Origin of the sequence: Aestuariibacter salexigens DSM 15300, assembly GCF_000429145.1 — a bacterium.
In the GTDB taxonomy this organism is placed as follows: Bacteria; Pseudomonadota; Gammaproteobacteria; order Enterobacterales; family Alteromonadaceae; genus Aestuariibacter; species Aestuariibacter salexigens.
In genome coordinates this window covers 159,783-174,407 of the sequence record NZ_KE386852.1, presented here as the reverse complement: position 1 = coordinate 174,407, position 14,625 = coordinate 159,783, and the positions used below count along the sequence as shown (strand labels likewise).

The 14,625-nt window shown below is 47.3% G+C and carries 13 protein-coding genes; 6 read left to right on the top strand and 7 right to left on the bottom strand.

Annotation, left to right across the window (positions count from 1 at the left end):
• Positions 1-1,152 (top strand): hypothetical protein (locus G441_RS20030; RefSeq protein WP_026377478.1); only part of this gene is annotated, 1,152 nt, incomplete at its 5' end.
• A gap of 346 nt (positions 1,153-1,498) precedes the next feature.
• Here G441_RS20030 and G441_RS19440 read toward each other — a convergent pair.
• A complete protein-coding gene (locus G441_RS19440; RefSeq protein ID WP_051275693.1) occupies positions 1,499-3,400 on the bottom strand; it encodes a sensor histidine kinase in 1,902 nt (633 codons plus the stop codon).
• Positions 3,401-3,403: 3 nt separating this feature from the next.
• Entirely contained in the window at positions 3,404-4,609 is a 1,206-nt protein-coding gene (locus tag G441_RS0117165; RefSeq protein ID WP_169726102.1) for a sugar ABC transporter substrate-binding protein, read from the bottom strand.
• A 106-nt stretch (positions 4,610-4,715) separates the two neighbouring features.
• Here G441_RS0117165 and G441_RS0117160 point away from each other — a divergent pair, with 106 nt between their 5' ends.
• Positions 4,716-5,213: a hypothetical protein gene (locus G441_RS0117160; RefSeq protein ID WP_026377476.1), complete on the top strand. Its 498-nt coding sequence runs from the start codon at positions 4,716-4,718 to the stop codon at positions 5,211-5,213.
• A 57-nt stretch (positions 5,214-5,270) separates the two neighbouring features.
• Entirely contained in the window at positions 5,271-6,680 is a 1,410-nt protein-coding gene (locus tag G441_RS0117155) for a sensor domain-containing diguanylate cyclase (RefSeq protein WP_026377475.1), read from the top strand.
• 15 nt (positions 6,681-6,695) lie between these two features.
• On the opposite strand, the gene G441_RS0117150 is transcribed toward G441_RS0117155, so the two are convergent.
• Together G441_RS0117150 and G441_RS19435 are read right to left on the bottom strand one after the other, a co-directional pair.
• On the bottom strand, positions 6,696-8,045 hold the full coding sequence (locus G441_RS0117150) for a sigma-54-dependent transcriptional regulator (RefSeq protein ID WP_026377474.1): 1,350 nt from the start codon (positions 8,043-8,045) through the stop codon (positions 6,696-6,698).
• Entirely contained in the window at positions 8,038-9,426 is a 1,389-nt protein-coding gene (locus tag G441_RS19435) for a sensor histidine kinase (RefSeq protein ID WP_026377473.1), read from the bottom strand. Before G441_RS19435 ends, G441_RS0117150 begins: the two co-directional genes overlap by 8 nt.
• A gap of 318 nt (positions 9,427-9,744) precedes the next feature.
• Between G441_RS19435 and G441_RS0117140 the strand changes: the two genes are divergently transcribed.
• Complete coding sequence (locus tag G441_RS0117140) at positions 9,745-10,308, top strand: hypothetical protein (RefSeq protein WP_026377472.1); 564 nt, start codon at positions 9,745-9,747, stop codon at positions 10,306-10,308.
• Between the two features lie 44 nt (positions 10,309-10,352).
• Here the strand turns inward: G441_RS0117140 and G441_RS0117135 are convergent, their stop codons facing one another.
• Both G441_RS0117135 and G441_RS0117130 read right to left on the bottom strand, forming a co-directional pair.
• Positions 10,353-10,694, bottom strand: a complete 342-nt coding sequence (locus tag G441_RS0117135) for a DUF4870 family protein (RefSeq protein WP_026377471.1) — start codon at positions 10,692-10,694, stop codon at positions 10,353-10,355.
• Between the two features lie 12 nt (positions 10,695-10,706).
• The gene (locus tag G441_RS0117130) at positions 10,707-11,996 is read right to left on the bottom strand and encodes an APC family permease (RefSeq protein ID WP_034475506.1); all 1,290 of its coding nucleotides are present in this window, start codon (positions 11,994-11,996) and stop codon (positions 10,707-10,709) included.
• Between the two features lie 99 nt (positions 11,997-12,095).
• Here G441_RS0117130 and G441_RS0117125 point away from each other — a divergent pair, with 99 nt between their 5' ends.
• The gene (locus G441_RS0117125; protein WP_156896405.1) at positions 12,096-12,419 is read left to right on the top strand and encodes a hypothetical protein; all 324 of its coding nucleotides are present in this window, start codon (positions 12,096-12,098) and stop codon (positions 12,417-12,419) included.
• An 8-nt stretch (positions 12,420-12,427) separates the two neighbouring features.
• Complete coding sequence (locus tag G441_RS0117120; protein ID WP_026377468.1) at positions 12,428-12,826, top strand: MAPEG family protein; 399 nt, start codon at positions 12,428-12,430, stop codon at positions 12,824-12,826.
• Here G441_RS0117120 and aceK read toward each other — a convergent pair.
• Positions 12,807-14,549: a bifunctional isocitrate dehydrogenase kinase/phosphatase gene (gene aceK, locus G441_RS0117115; RefSeq protein WP_026377467.1), complete on the bottom strand. Its 1,743-nt coding sequence runs from the start codon at positions 14,547-14,549 to the stop codon at positions 12,807-12,809. The genes G441_RS0117120 and aceK overlap by 20 nt on opposite strands.
• Positions 14,550-14,625 lie beyond the last annotated feature (76 nt).

Genomic DNA, 14,625 nt, shown 5'->3' with positions numbered 1-14,625 from the left:
GCTGGCGATGACACACTTAATGGCGGCGATGGTAACGATATGCTTATCGGCGGTGATGGTGTAAACCTGCTGGATGGCGGAACGGGTAACGATGTTTACGATGTGAGTGACAGCCTTTCTGCTCGAAATGCTATTCGTGATGTGTCGGGGAATGATACGTTGCGCTACAACTCTTCCGTGCTTTTAAGCCAGCTTCACGCAACGATAACCGGGCAAGCTGACTTACAGATAGCTGACCAATCAAGTCGCAGCGTGCTAATTGAAAATCAGTTTGGTGGAGATAGCGCAACGATTGAACATCTGACAGCCCAAGATGGCACGTTTAATCTCAATTTAAGTGCTGAGCAACTTATCAGCAGTGGGCAATTTGAACAAATGCATATCAACGGCGGGTTCAATACTGAGAGCAATATAACAAATCAACATATATTGAGCTTGTCCGACCAACTACAGAACAATCATCTGTTGAGCAACGAAGGTCAATTAAATATTAACGCAGATGCTCATGTCGATAATCGTGGCACGCTGGATAACGATGGTGGCGTTATTGAGTATGCTGGCTCGTCAACGTTGGGCGGCACTGTTGTTAATAACGGTATTATCCGCATCACTAATGATGCGCTGTTATCCCTGACCGGCGAACTATATGGTAGTGGTCAGTTTGACGGAGATACATATTTACTGGACGCCACACTGTCACCTGGCAATAGTCCTGGAACGCTCAGCTTTTTTGGGGATACATTGTGGGATAATGTCAGCTTGAATCTTGAGTTCGGGGTTGCACCTGACGGTGGTTTCTTATTTGACAAAATCTTCATTGATGGTGGCCTCACGTTAATGTCATCTATCAACCTGAACGTTAGTTTTTTAGATGGTTTATCGTGGGAAGATTTGGTCGGTCATACCTTTGACTTCTTCGAGCTAACAGGTGAATTGAGAGATGGTTTTGGGAGCAGTATTGCAGACATAGCTTCATGGTTTAGCTTTTCTGTAGATGGTCCGAATGTAGTGCTATCAGATAGCGGATGGCGTCTAGAGGTCGAAAATATAGGTGATAAGGTCAGTGAGGTGTCCGCTCCGACCACGCTAGGATTGCTTTTGGGGTCTATGGGCTTGTTATGTTTATCCCGACGCAAGCATCTTAAGCGCTAGTATCGCTTATGGGGTCTTGAGCAATTTTGCTCAGGACCCCTGTTCTTATTCGCAATACTGTTTTCTAAAAAAACGAAGGTTATCTTGGTAGTAAATTTGCCCCTCGACTAGAGATTAAAAGGCCTCATTGAGCAAATTTTTTTAAAATTATACGCCACCCATTGGCATTAGAATAAATGACCGCTTAGCGCCTTTCTTGCCATTGAACTCACCGTACTAAGGAGACCTCGATTTTCATCTGTGTAACGAGTTAGGTAAAGGACGCTAGAGAGCCCCATCTCCATGTGAATGCCTTGCGAATAAGAGGACGTTTAGAATTCTTTAAAAGCAAATCGGACTTAAATATCTAATCTGCCAGACGCTCCACTTTTTTAACTGGATAGACGATAGAAACAGTGAAGCCTTTGTTGGGTTCACTTTCACAGCTAATCGACCCCTTTAGCTGTTGATTAACGATATTATGCACAATGTTCAGGCCTAAGCCGCTGCCGCCCTGGTTGCGTTTGGTTGTAAAGAACGGATCAAACAATTTGGGCAGATCCTGTTTCGCTACCCCCACGCCGTTATCTTTGTAATTGAGCACCAAACGAGATTTGTCATGAAGGTAAAAACGGATCTCAATTATATTGCCTTCTTTGCTGGTAAACGCATGCTTGAGTGAGTTGAGCACCAGATTTGTCATTATTTGACTGAGCGAGCCCGGATAGGATTGAATAAATAGCTGTGGATCGCCACTGAGATTGACCTCCACACCCGATTTCACCAGCTTATTTCGAACACTACGCAAGATCAGGTCGATATATTCGTGTACGCTGAAGTCTCTGGGCTGTTCACTGGACTGGTCGACGGAAATGGCTTTGAAACTGTGGATCAGCTCCGCTGCACGCTCGGTATTCTTGGTCAGAATGTCAACACAGTTATCGGCGTCGGCAAGAAAACTGTGCAGCGCCGACTTGGTCAGATGGTTACTGTCACACTGTTGCTTGAATACTGTCAGTTTATCCTTGAGTAACGATGTGGCCGTAACGCATACACCAACCGGTGTATTAATCTCATGTGCTACGCCTGCTACCACCACGCCCAACTGCGATAGCTTTTCAGATTCCACCAGTTGCTTCTGTGCGCTCACAAGTTCTTCATTGACCCGCTTTACGTTATCCAGTGCTAATTGGAGCTCTCGGGTTCTCTCGACAACGCGTTTTTCAAGTTCCGACTGCTGCTCGGATAAATTTTCTGCCATCTCATGAAGAACGGCAGAAATATCGTCAAACTCCCTGAAAGGTAAGTCTTGACGCTGTCCCTGCAGCTCGCCGCTGGCATAGTGTTTGACGGTGCGATTCAGTACGTTTAATGGTTTTAATTGCCAGCGCACGATATAAAACAATAACAGCAGTAAAGCGCTGACCACAATAAGGGTGTAACCAATGAATTCGTTGATTAGCGCATTGACCGGTGTGATTACCTGTTCATTCGGCGCGTAAAAATAAATTGGCTCCGAATCGTTACCTCCGGGAATGGGCAACGCTGTTTTGGTAAACATATTATTGCGCTGCAGGTTATCCGGCATATCAGGCGCTGCCGACCATGCGGTTAAATTAGGAGAAGCCGTCTGTAGTGATTGCTGAATACTGCTCCAGGTCACAAATGCCAGCATCACGCCTGTAACACTCGCTCTGGCGTCAATAAGATTGGTTTCCGTGAGCACGAGCGGGAATGTCATCAACAGCACACGAGTATCTTCCTGTGATGGCGTGAAACCTGGTAATTGTGATACCAAGTCTGGAGAACTAATTAACGTGCTTTTAGGGCCATCGACATAGCCCTCTTGTAATACCTGTTGAAGATCATTTTCTAACGGGCTGAGGTCAATGAGCAATGATGATTCGGGACTCGCCTCAACCACAAATTGTTGTGCATCTATAATCATTACGCTACTGAGCATGGAGTGGGTGGCGAGGAGTTCCTGCATTGCATTTCTGGCACTGTAACCAAACAGTCCTGATTGTGCAGAGAGAGCAACATTTGAGTTTTCCGCGGTTTTAGATAGCGCCAGGTAGAGTTTCTCGAGATCGAAGGCAACTTGATTTAACGCCTTGTCGGCCTGCGCAGCCTGCGTTTGTTGTTGCTGTTCAATCAGTAAGGTACGAAAGCTGAACAGCAACAAGATAGCGACGATAATCACCGGCGCCAGGGCGGTAAAAATAGCCTGTACGACCAGCGTGAGCTGCAGGGATAGCTTGTTGCGCATGCGCTATTGCCCCCGCATCAGTTTGTCTCTGTCTCGTTCTACCACCTTGAGCATATACGTCGTTGCCTCCTTTGCATCAACATGACCATTAAGATACAGATTGACGGCTTTTTCAACACCGTTCCAGATGGTGACTGAAGTGGCGGTAGGCTGCATGACAACATTTTCTGATGATAAGACCCACTGTTGGGTAAATAGTCGATTGTTTGTTAAGCCCTCCACTACGCGCTGGTGAAAAGGTATCAGATAGCTTACCTCGAAGAGTTGTTGCTGTACTTCAGCACTTCTCAGAAAGCGACTAAACGCCCGCACATTTTGGCGGTTAGACCCAAACCAGCTGTTGTTGGGAAACGTCATCACACTGATGGATGAGAGTGCCCGCATAGGCTTCCCCTGATAGCTTGGAAACGGTATCACACCCACCTTATCACCCATTTCATTGACAATGTGTCGATATGCCCAATTGCCGTTTATGGCATAGGCAACCCGGTTATCTAGAAATTGCGTCAATACACAATCGTAGGTACAGGCATCATCAATAACATTCTGGTCGATAAGACGCTTATACAATACCAGCGCATCGGTGATAGCTTGTCGGCTTTCATTAATGTCTTGTTGGTTAATTAATTCGGGTTGGAAGTAGGTAACAAAATGCATGAACCAATAGGGCTCTTGAGGGTGGATACCTAATGGCAGAATATTTCGCTGACGCCAGGCTGAAGCCTGTTGCATCAGTCCCTCCAGTGATTTCACAGGCTGATTTACAAGCTGTTTGTTGTAAAACATCATCAATCTGTTGTGTTGATACAACGGCAGGCCATAGTTTCTCCCTTTGTGCAGTAGCGCTTCGTGTAATTCAGGAGCGAGATCTTTTACGGCTTCATCTTTGGGTAATTCAGAGAGTTTCATAACCTCCTGTAAGGCAGTATTGTCTGAACTTATGATAACGATATCTGGCCCACGACCGGCACGTACGGCGCGTATGACAGAGGTTTTCATCTCTTCATTAGGCAGTGATAACAAATTAACAGATATGTCTGGATTGGCCCGTTCGAACGCGGCACTGAACTCGGTAAGCGCGGGAATAAAGTCTGCCGATGCGCACCAGACATTAATCGACTGCGCAGCAGAGTTGGTCCGCGAGATTGCCATGTTTGAGATACCTAAGGCGAGGATGGCCAAAATGACCTTCAAACTGAGGCGATCCACGTTGCTCTCCTTGCTGCAATGCATGTTGTTTTTTTAACCTAAATGTAGTCAATTGTGATAGCCTTACCAGTCTTTCGCCGTTAATTATCGGTAAGGGGCCTTTGCAATGTCATCACTAACGCGAGATATCATCGCGATTGACATGCTCAAGCAAGAACTCGCTGAAAAATCAGTGACCCACCCAACTGACACCAGCGACGGAGTAAGTACTGACTACTTGCAAATACTCAAGCAATGTCTGGCCCGATGTAAAATTTTCCAGAAAGACATTGAGCCGCTTTCTGAATTTGAGTTTACGCAGTTAGTCACGTCCTCAACGCTGGAATACCCGGTAAGTTCGAAACAACTTTTCGCAATATATGTGCGCTTACTTGAATTTGTTCAGGAGTTTTATCAGGCTCGCGACAAAATTGTACATATTCAGGAAAATGAGTTTGGGGATAGCGCTGACAGGCGTCTGGATTTGCTACAAACGCGCGCAATCAAAGCGAAAAGTCAGTTCAAAACTGTTGCTAAAGCGCTCGGTGTGGAAGAATATCGCAGTTTTGTTCATCAGCACGGCTTGCCCAAAGATGGCTGGGACTGGGAGCAATTAAGACTTTAACCGATCATCTTGGCGCTTCATTGCGCCACTTTAAAATTACTTATGCGAGAGTACAGAATGACGTCAAACTCGTATGCGGTGGTAATTCTGCGTAGTATCACGATCTTTATTGCCTGGCTACTGGTGTGGCAAGCGGGCAGAATCATGGAATATACCGAGCATGCCAGCGTATGGTTCCCTGCAGCGGGCTTTACGTTCGCGTGTTTTTTGGTGGCTGGTTATCGTGCATTGCTGCCCATTTTGACGGCAGCGATTGTCATCACCATTTGGAATGGTCATCACTACCAACTGCCATTAACGCTGAGTGAATTTGTGTGGGGCGGGTTTTTGTTTGGACTGGCACACATATTCCCTTACTGGGCCGGCGCGTCTCTGATCGGAAATATTGCCCGTAAGCCCGGCACGCATACTCCACAATTAATCGTTGCATTCCTGCTGGTCAGCTGTGTGTCGGCACTACTTGTTACTGTTCTTGTTATCCTGTCTTTAGTGTATTCCGGACAAATGCCTGCAGAGGACGCAGCGGATACGGTTTTACCATTCTGGATTGGCGATATGGCGGGTATTGTGATTCTGACCCCGTTGTTTACCGCTTTGCTCGTGCGTTATTACCCAGACAGTCTGATTGATCTTAAAAGCTTTACCAATAGCCAGTATGGATCATTAACCACTACCATCAAAAAAGTGGCACTGAATCTCATCCTTATCGTTGTGATTATGTCCATGGGGTATCTCACGGATTCAGAATATAGCGTGTTTGCTATCTTTTTCCTGACCGTCACGCATATGTGGATAGCCTGCACGGAAAGCGCTAGAGCGAATATTATCAGCCTTGTGATCAGCAGTGTGTTTATTGTTGTGATGGTGCATGTATTAGGCCTGATGGAAGACGTCAAAGTGTACCAGTTCGCGCTGAATGTCATTGCAGCAAACGCGCTGTTTGGCATCGCTATTCCTCAGTTACAGGCCGACAATCGTCATTTAAAACGTCTGGTATTTATCGACAAATTGACCAAAGCTTACACTCGAGACTACATGGAACAGCGTGCAGAGCTCGAAATCGCACAAAGCCATGAATCCGGCAGCAGCCTTTTTCTGGTCTTGTTCGACCTCGACAAGTTCAAACGGATTAATGATGAACTGGGTCACATGGCAGGTGATGAGGCGCTGAAAAAAGTGGGGCAAAAGACGTTTTCCATTCTACGTAAAACGGATATTTTTGCTCGCTTTGGTGGGGACGAGTTTGTCTTATTGTTGCCAGCCCTGAGCATTGATAAGTCGACGCAGCTGGTCGATGAATTGCGGGAAGGCATTCACACCATTACCGTGCAGGGACAACCATTGTCTTCAAGTTTTGGCGCAGCGCAGTTGCAACCCGGCGACAATTTGGAAAGTTTGTTCAACCGTGCGGACAGCGCCCTATATGAATCAAAGAAACTGGGTGGTAATACCATAACGTTCCGATAGCGTTGATGGCAGTCTTTAACAGATACCAAACTTTTCCAGCCGATATAAAAACGCTTTGTAATTCATATTGAGCAGCTTGGCGGCCGCGGTACGATTACCCTGAGAGCGCGCCAGCGCTTCGGTTAACAAATACTTTTCCAGCTGGTCAAAATCCAGTCCCTGGGCAGGAAAGGTAAAACCGGAAAATGACGATGACTGATTATCTGAGCGCTGGCTGACAAGCTCAGTTTCATCTTCAAGTAACACGAAACGTTCAATACGGTTGGCTAATTCTCTCACGTTGCCGGGCCAGGAATGTTCCATTAACTGCTTGAGTCCTGCTTTACTAATCGCGGGTGGATCACGGTGGTAGCGGTTGCTGCTTTTTTGAATAAAAAACTTGGCGAGTAGCGGAATATCCTCGCGCCTTTCGCGTAAAGGCGGCATCGTCACCGGCAAAATATTCAGCCGATAATAGAGGTCTTCTCTGAACTGCCCGTTTGTAACCATTTCTTCGAGGTTTCGATGGGTTGCCGCCAATACTCTCACATCGACAGAGACTTCCTGATGACTACCAAGTGGTGTCACCGTGCCCTCTTGTAAAAAACGTAATAGCCGAGTTTGCAATTCAAGGGGAAGCTCACCGACCTCGTCCAGGAATAAACTTCCTCCGCTGGCTGCCTGGAACTTACCTTGTTTATCCCTATCTGCGCCGGTGTAGGCACCTTTCATCGCACCAAATAGTTCAGCCTCAGCCAGCGTGGCTGGAATGGCGCCACAGTTGATGGCAATAAAGGGTTGCTCAGCTCTTGGCGACAGCTTATGTAGCGCTCTGGCCGCTAACTCTTTGCCCGTGCCTGATTCACCGAGAATGAGCACGGTCGCATCCGTTGCTGACATTTTTTCAAGGCGAGTGAATAACGTCTGCATGCAAGGGGCCTGACCAATTAAATCGACCAGCTGCTGCTGTTCACCCAAGGCACCCTGTAGTTGACGGTTTTGTTCCCGTAGCTGACGTGCACGATCAATTTTATCGATGCAAAGCAATAGTGCCTGTCGGGAGAAGGGCTTGCTCAGATAGTCATCGGCACCGGCTTCAATCGCTTTTACGGCATGCTCTATGGTGCCATATGCTGTGGCCATGGCGAAACCGATATGGGGGGATTGCTTTTTAACGTAGCGCAACAGGTCGATACCGCTCAGACTGCCAAGCTTCCAGTCACTGAATACCAGATCGATAGGCTGTGACTTCAGTTCTACTATGGCCTGCTCTACGCTGTCAGCAGCTATTACTTCAAACCCTTCTGAAGTAAGAATATGGGCAATGACTTCACGCTGTTGCAAATCATCTTCAACGACAAGTATGTGGGGCGTGTGTTTAGTCATGTGGCTCAGCATCCTGCACATCATGTAAGGTCAGCGTAGCAGTCACGCCCTTATCAGAATTATTTACCACCTCTATTCCGCCCTGGTAATACAATTCAGCTAATCGTTTAACAATAAATAATCCCATACCGGCGCCTTCCGCTTTGCCCGTGACGTGTGGCTGACATAGCTTATCCTGTAACGGTGTTGGTATACCGCAGCCTTCATCCATCACCATGATGGTGATCTGTTGCCGCTCTCTGGATAGTGTCACCGTGACGACAGATTTGTCGTGACTTGCTTCAACGGCGTTGCTTAGCAGAACCTGTAGCATAGTGCGTAACTCTGCTTCAGCTCCACGAATCCATGCATGATGCCTATCTTCAAGCTGCATGCGCACCTTACTGGCAGTCGCAAACTGTAGGGTCAGATCGTCAACAATATGCGCCAGAATAACCTTGTGGCTGCGGTCAACATCGCCCTTGGATAACTGCATCAGGGACTGAATACTATTGTCCATCTGTTGGATCTTAGCGCGGATACTGGCACTTAATGTGCTCCTCTGTGCATCATCGTTATTACGTTCGCACAGTTGTTCAACGGCCAGTCCGATGGTATTAAGTGGGTTGCGCAAACTGTGGGCCAGTCCACGGGCCACTTCACCTAGTTCCGCCATCTGCTGTTGTTCGCGAAGTTTTTGCTGCATAGATTGAAGTTTATGCAACTGACGGCTGGTGTGATTAAAGCGGGATAACATCGCGCGCACCTCACGCACACCACTTTCATTAATCTGCGTACCCAACTGTCCCTGCTCCAGGGCAGTAAAACCCTTTGATAGATCGCTAAGCGGTCGACTAAGGTGTTTGGCCAACCAGTAGGCAAATAGCAGCACGATGATCAACAATCCAGCTGTGACGGTCCACATGGTTTGAAAGTACTGCTGCAGTGCTGAATCAGATTGATCGAATTGCACCACATGCTGACTCACCTCACCACTCATCTGGTCAGTGCTGAAAAACTGAAAACCACTGCCTACTCGGTCAACGCTGATGTCATTACTACTTAACGACTCGCCATCGTACAAAGGCGTTATATTTGCGGTAAGGGTTTGGTCGCCGGTCACAAAGTACAGCCCGTCCCCCAAGTCGACCCGTTTATTGGGCGTCTTTGTCAGAACAATACGAACGCCCTCCGTCGGAACTCGCTGTATTCTCTGCTGTTGATTGACGACGCGTAACGCAACGTCTGATATGGCATTACTTTTAGCGGTGATTTCGTCAGCAACACGCTGTTCAATGACCTCAAACAATACAAACTGGGCAAAAGCGAACAGCAGCAATGTGAACGCAAGCAACGAGAAAATATAATGTTTGAGAGACATGGGTATGACAAAAAATGACATCGAGTTTCACGTTTCCTTAGCTTATCAGGTTCAGAGTAGAGTCTGAGTGATTTTTCTACATAGAGTCTTCCAACTTTCATACCAACCTGGATTACTAGGTAACACATTGAAATATATGGTGATTCACGTCTATAGCGTGATGACGTGCCGTGACGATTTCCTGATATCGGGAAATGGTTTTCCTGATATCAGGATATTGGCTTGAAGATCATTAACCGCGTCTTACTTAACATCTTGAAAAATAAAAACTTTATAAGTTGGTATGGTTCTTGGAATGTAACCGTGAGAACCTTCAATAACCCAAACAGGAGAAAGATAATGCAAGGTTTAGCCAAAAATTTACTTGCGGGTGCCGTATTTGCTGCATTAATGGGCGCGGGGGCAGTCCTCGCCGATGATGACATTCAGCGTAAGGTCATCGAAATCCGTTCAATGAAAGATCAAGATGTTAAAGTCATGGTTGAGCATGATGGCATTGAGGAAGTGCTGACCCTCACACAGGATGAGGTCGCCGATCCGGTATTGCTTGAATCCAGATTGAGTGGTCTGGATGAGGAAACCCGAGAAACGCTGATGCAGGCACTTAGTGGTACCAGGCACATGCTGAGTGGAGACCTACAGTTCAATGGACACAATGCCAAAAAAGTCATGGTGATAAATAAAGGTGATGGAGAGTCTGTCAATACCATGGTGCATGGCGATGTGGATATGGAATTTGAATTCGTAAACGGAGACCATCAAATTCGTAAACACATTATTGTTGGAGATGAGGATGGCGTGCTAACCGGACACACAGACGCTATCGTCAAGCTTATTGAGCGTGGGCAGTTCACTCAGGAGGAGCTTGACAAGATTCAGTCCGCCATTGATGTAAAACGATAAGCCTTTCTGCCACAGAGGCCGCCATCAGGCGGCTTCTGTCTCTATCAGAACAGCCAGGTTTCTACGTCCTGACACGGTTGTTGCTGGTCGACGGCACGCAAGCCTTTGACACAGCGAATGATCAGCCAGATCACCCAGAAGGCGATGAGTAGCCAGCCAATTAGCACGATGGAAAATATAGTGCCCAAAATCAGCATGCCTGCACCTATCCAAAAGGTGCGGATCTGCCAGCGAAAGTGACTGCGCAGCCACGCAGGGGCGTCATCTCTGTAGACATAAGCCATTACTACGCCAATTACACCGGTTATCCCCGACACGATGCTGATGAGGTAGAGCACGTAAATGACTTTGGCGGTAGTTATGGTTCCATTGTCTGATTGAGTCATTAATCATATTCCTTATTCTTGATGAGACACTGACGTAAAGCGCTTATTTAACCAGTACAACAAAATACCGGCAACAAGCAGAGCAACCAACATCAATATAGCCTGAGCGGATGACTGGCTGGCTGCGCCAATACATACCAGCAGTGCAATCCAGGGCACGATACGCCACATCAGATGCATAAATGTGTTGCGCGGGGCAGACCACTGCCGCTCCTTACGTAACCGCATCAATGCAAGTATACACACCGCATAAACCGTTAATCTGGCCAGCACGCTCACAACGGCTAACCAAACAAATCCGCCGGTCAGCGACAATACGCAGGCGAAAACACCTAAGGTAATAATGGAGTTATCAGGCGTTGAAAAACGGGCGCTGACATGACCAAACCAACCCGGCAGTGAACCTTCTTGCGCCATGGCAAACGTCAGTCTTGAGGTGCTAATCATATTGGCAAGTAAGTTTGCGGCAATTGAAAATACCGCAGCCAGTGCCATGATCAGCGCCCCCCACTCTCCGGCAAGTGTTTGCGCAAAGGCAATCATCGGCGTGCCATCGACCACCCAGGTCTCCATCACGTTGATATACGCAAGTTGCACAATAAAATACAAAATAGAGGTGGCAATTACCGTCGCCATTAGTGCGATGGGAAGCGTGTGTTTAGGCTTCTCTGTTTCGCCTGTGGTCACGACTGCCGTCTCGAAACCAATCAGGGCATACAGCGTTAAAATCGCCCCTGCGCCAAGCGCATCAAGCTGCGGGACTTCAGTGATGGTCGGATCTACATCTGCCGTCAGCAGGCCATACCCCACCAAACCGAACAGCGGTGTGAGTTTGAGGACGGTCAGGCCATCCAGAAAACCAACGGAGCGTTTTACGCCTATCAGATTGACTAAAGTCAGGATCAGACAAATAACGATGATCAGCACATCATCCTGATACCCCTGAGTCACCTCTGGAAACAAATAACTCGCGTACAGAAACAGCACATGTGCGTTGGCTGCGATAGCGGTTGCCCTGGCAAGATAAAACAACCAACCGGTTTGAAAACCTACGGCGTTGCCGAATGCCTGTTGGGCATAGAGCACGGGACCGCCAGTCTGACTGAAATGAGATGACAGACTGGCAAAACACCATACGATAGTCAGCATCAGCGCGCCAAACATTAAAAACACATAAGGACTGAAGTCTCCCAATGCGTCAGCCATTCTGGCTGGCAATGCAAAAATGCCGGCACCTATCAATCCGTTTAACACCAGCATTGATGCGCCAATCATGCCTATGTCGCGCTTTAACCCCATCATTTTTCCCAGCAAATACAGTCAAACAAGCTGCAAGTTAAAAATTCTGGTTTAGACTGGCATAATTTCAGGGTGGTTGACAATAACATAGCGGTGATAACCATGCGCATCGAAGCGTATCTCGATTACTTTACGGAAATCAAAGCGTTGGAGCATGAGCTGCAGCGTGAACTGCTGCATGAAGCACGTCATGAGGCCTTTGTGGTGTTGGGATTAAATGTTTACAGCACGGTATTCTGGTTGCTGGAGCTGATCACCGTATTTCTGATAACGATATCCAGTATCGTGCTGCTGCAGAAGGCATATTGGCTGGTTCCCATCGTGGTCGGTGGTGTGTTGTTTGGAATGTCGTTTATTCATCGTTACTGGTATGGCAGGCTGTTGCATAAAGGATTAATAAGCGTGTTGAAGCGTCGGCAGAAGTGAGTGTTGATATGAGCGTATTGTTAAGTTGTTTATTGATTACCGTAGTCATGCCCATGTTGGCAAAGTTGCCTCTGATCGTCGCTATGCATCGTGCAGGGGGCTATGACAATCGTCATCCGCGTGCTCAGCAGGCCTCCTTAACCGGGTTTGGTGCGCGTGCCAAGGCGTGTCATGAAAATTGCTTTGAAGCGATTACGTTATTTACGCCAGGAGTACTGGCATTGTTGGCACTCAATGCGGTAAGCGATACCAGTGCCACTCTTGCTATCATTTTTGTGGTGGCGAGGCTGTGTTATTGCCTGTGTTACTGGATTGACCAGGACAAGCTTCGGAGCCTGGCGTGGGTAGTCGGTTTTGCCTGTTCGCTGGCGCTGCTGATCCAGGCGATCAATCATGTGACGCTGTAACCTTCTCACTAACGCCGCGGTCAAAACGTTTGCAAGAAGCATAAGGCGTGAAGTTCTGAATTTCCCCCGCCGCAACGCGGCGCTGAATATCGCGCCAATAATCAGGCTGCATCAGCTCAGGATGTAGTGATTTGAGTATGTCTTTGAACTCCCGTTTACCTACAATAAAATGCTCAAACTGCTCGGGAAATACGTCGTCCGGCGCAACCGACAGGGTGTCTAAGGCATAGGGATCGTCAGATTTTGGTAACTCACGGAAGTTTCTTTGGTGCATAAAGCAAATTTCATCATAGTCATAAAAAATCACACGACCGTGCTTTGTGATACCAAAATTCTTATGCAACATGTCGCCCGGAAATATGTTGGCCAACGCGATTTGTTTGATACATAGACCCAGCTCATCGAGTGCGTGGCGAATTTTTTCCCCATCCTGCTCCTGCTGCAGATAAAGGTTTAAAGGCGTCATTTTGCGCTCAATATACAGGTGCTTAATGACAACCTCGTCACCGTTAATCTCTATACTACTGGCGCACGTTGCGAGAAGTTCGTCGAGCAGATCGTCGGATATACGTTCACGGGGCAGGGTAAAATTGACATATTCATGGGTGTCGGCCATGCGTCCAACGCGGTCCGACATCTTTACCAGCTTGTAGCATTCCTTAACGTGCTCGCGAGTGATTTTCTTACTCTCGGCAAATTCATCCTTGATGATTTTGAACACCACACCGTAAGAGGGCAGGTGAAAGACGGCCATGACAAGGCCTCTGATTCCGGGCGCTGCCTCGAATTTATCGTCGCTTTCCTGCAGGTGTTGCAGAAAATTTCGGTAAAAAACGGTTTTACCATGTTTATAGAAGCCCAATGCCATATACAGTTCAAAGTGTTTTTTATTGGGCAGCAGCGTTTGAAGAAAGGCCACGATTTCCGCCGGATATTGGGTATCCGCCATGAAATAGGAGCGTGCAAAACCAAAGATGACGCTTAAGTCTTTACGGTCGGTAAGTAGTGCATCAACAAACAACTGACGCTGCTCAGACATTTGCAACGCGATGACAAACGGCAGGGTCTCACAGGGCATACAAATATGCCCGATTAAGTAAGCGGCTTTGCCACGGTAGAAAACCGGTTTAAGAATTTCCACCGCAGTAACGCTGGCCAACTGTTCACGATTAAGTCGCTCGCGCAGCCTTGCATCAAGGTTTTGAATATCGCGTTGTTTGTCTTCGAATGGCACATTGAAACGGTAGGTGTGAAAGATTTGCTCATACATGTCACGAACAGTGCCGGTAGTGTCGAAACTGAAGATCACTTTGTCACGATCCTGACCGGGTAAAAAACACCGACTGGGCAGCACAAACATCACTGAATCATCTATTTTCTGATGGCGGAAGACTCTGCCGATGACCGAATTAAGAAAGGTTTCCGCAAGCTCAAACTGTGGATGGTTATCAAGCAATTTAGCGTAGTGCTGTTTGAGTGACTGCCAAAACGCCATGTCTTGCTGATGCGGGAAAATTTGTTGATATATCTCAGCAACCACATCGGCCAAACTTTGCTCATAGATGGCAATACGTTCTTTAACAGCCTGATGTGTTGCAGCCCACTGTGCCTGTTCAAAGCGCTCCTGCGCGCCTCGCGTAATACGGCTATACCAGCGGTAGCTTTTGTCAAAGCCACTGATTATCTGATAGGCTACCTTTTGAGCAATGTCATGTTCAGCCACGTTATGCTTCCAACGCTCAACAGAATGGCATTAGCTTCACACAATTTGGTTGATAACAATAATAAAAAAGGACGAT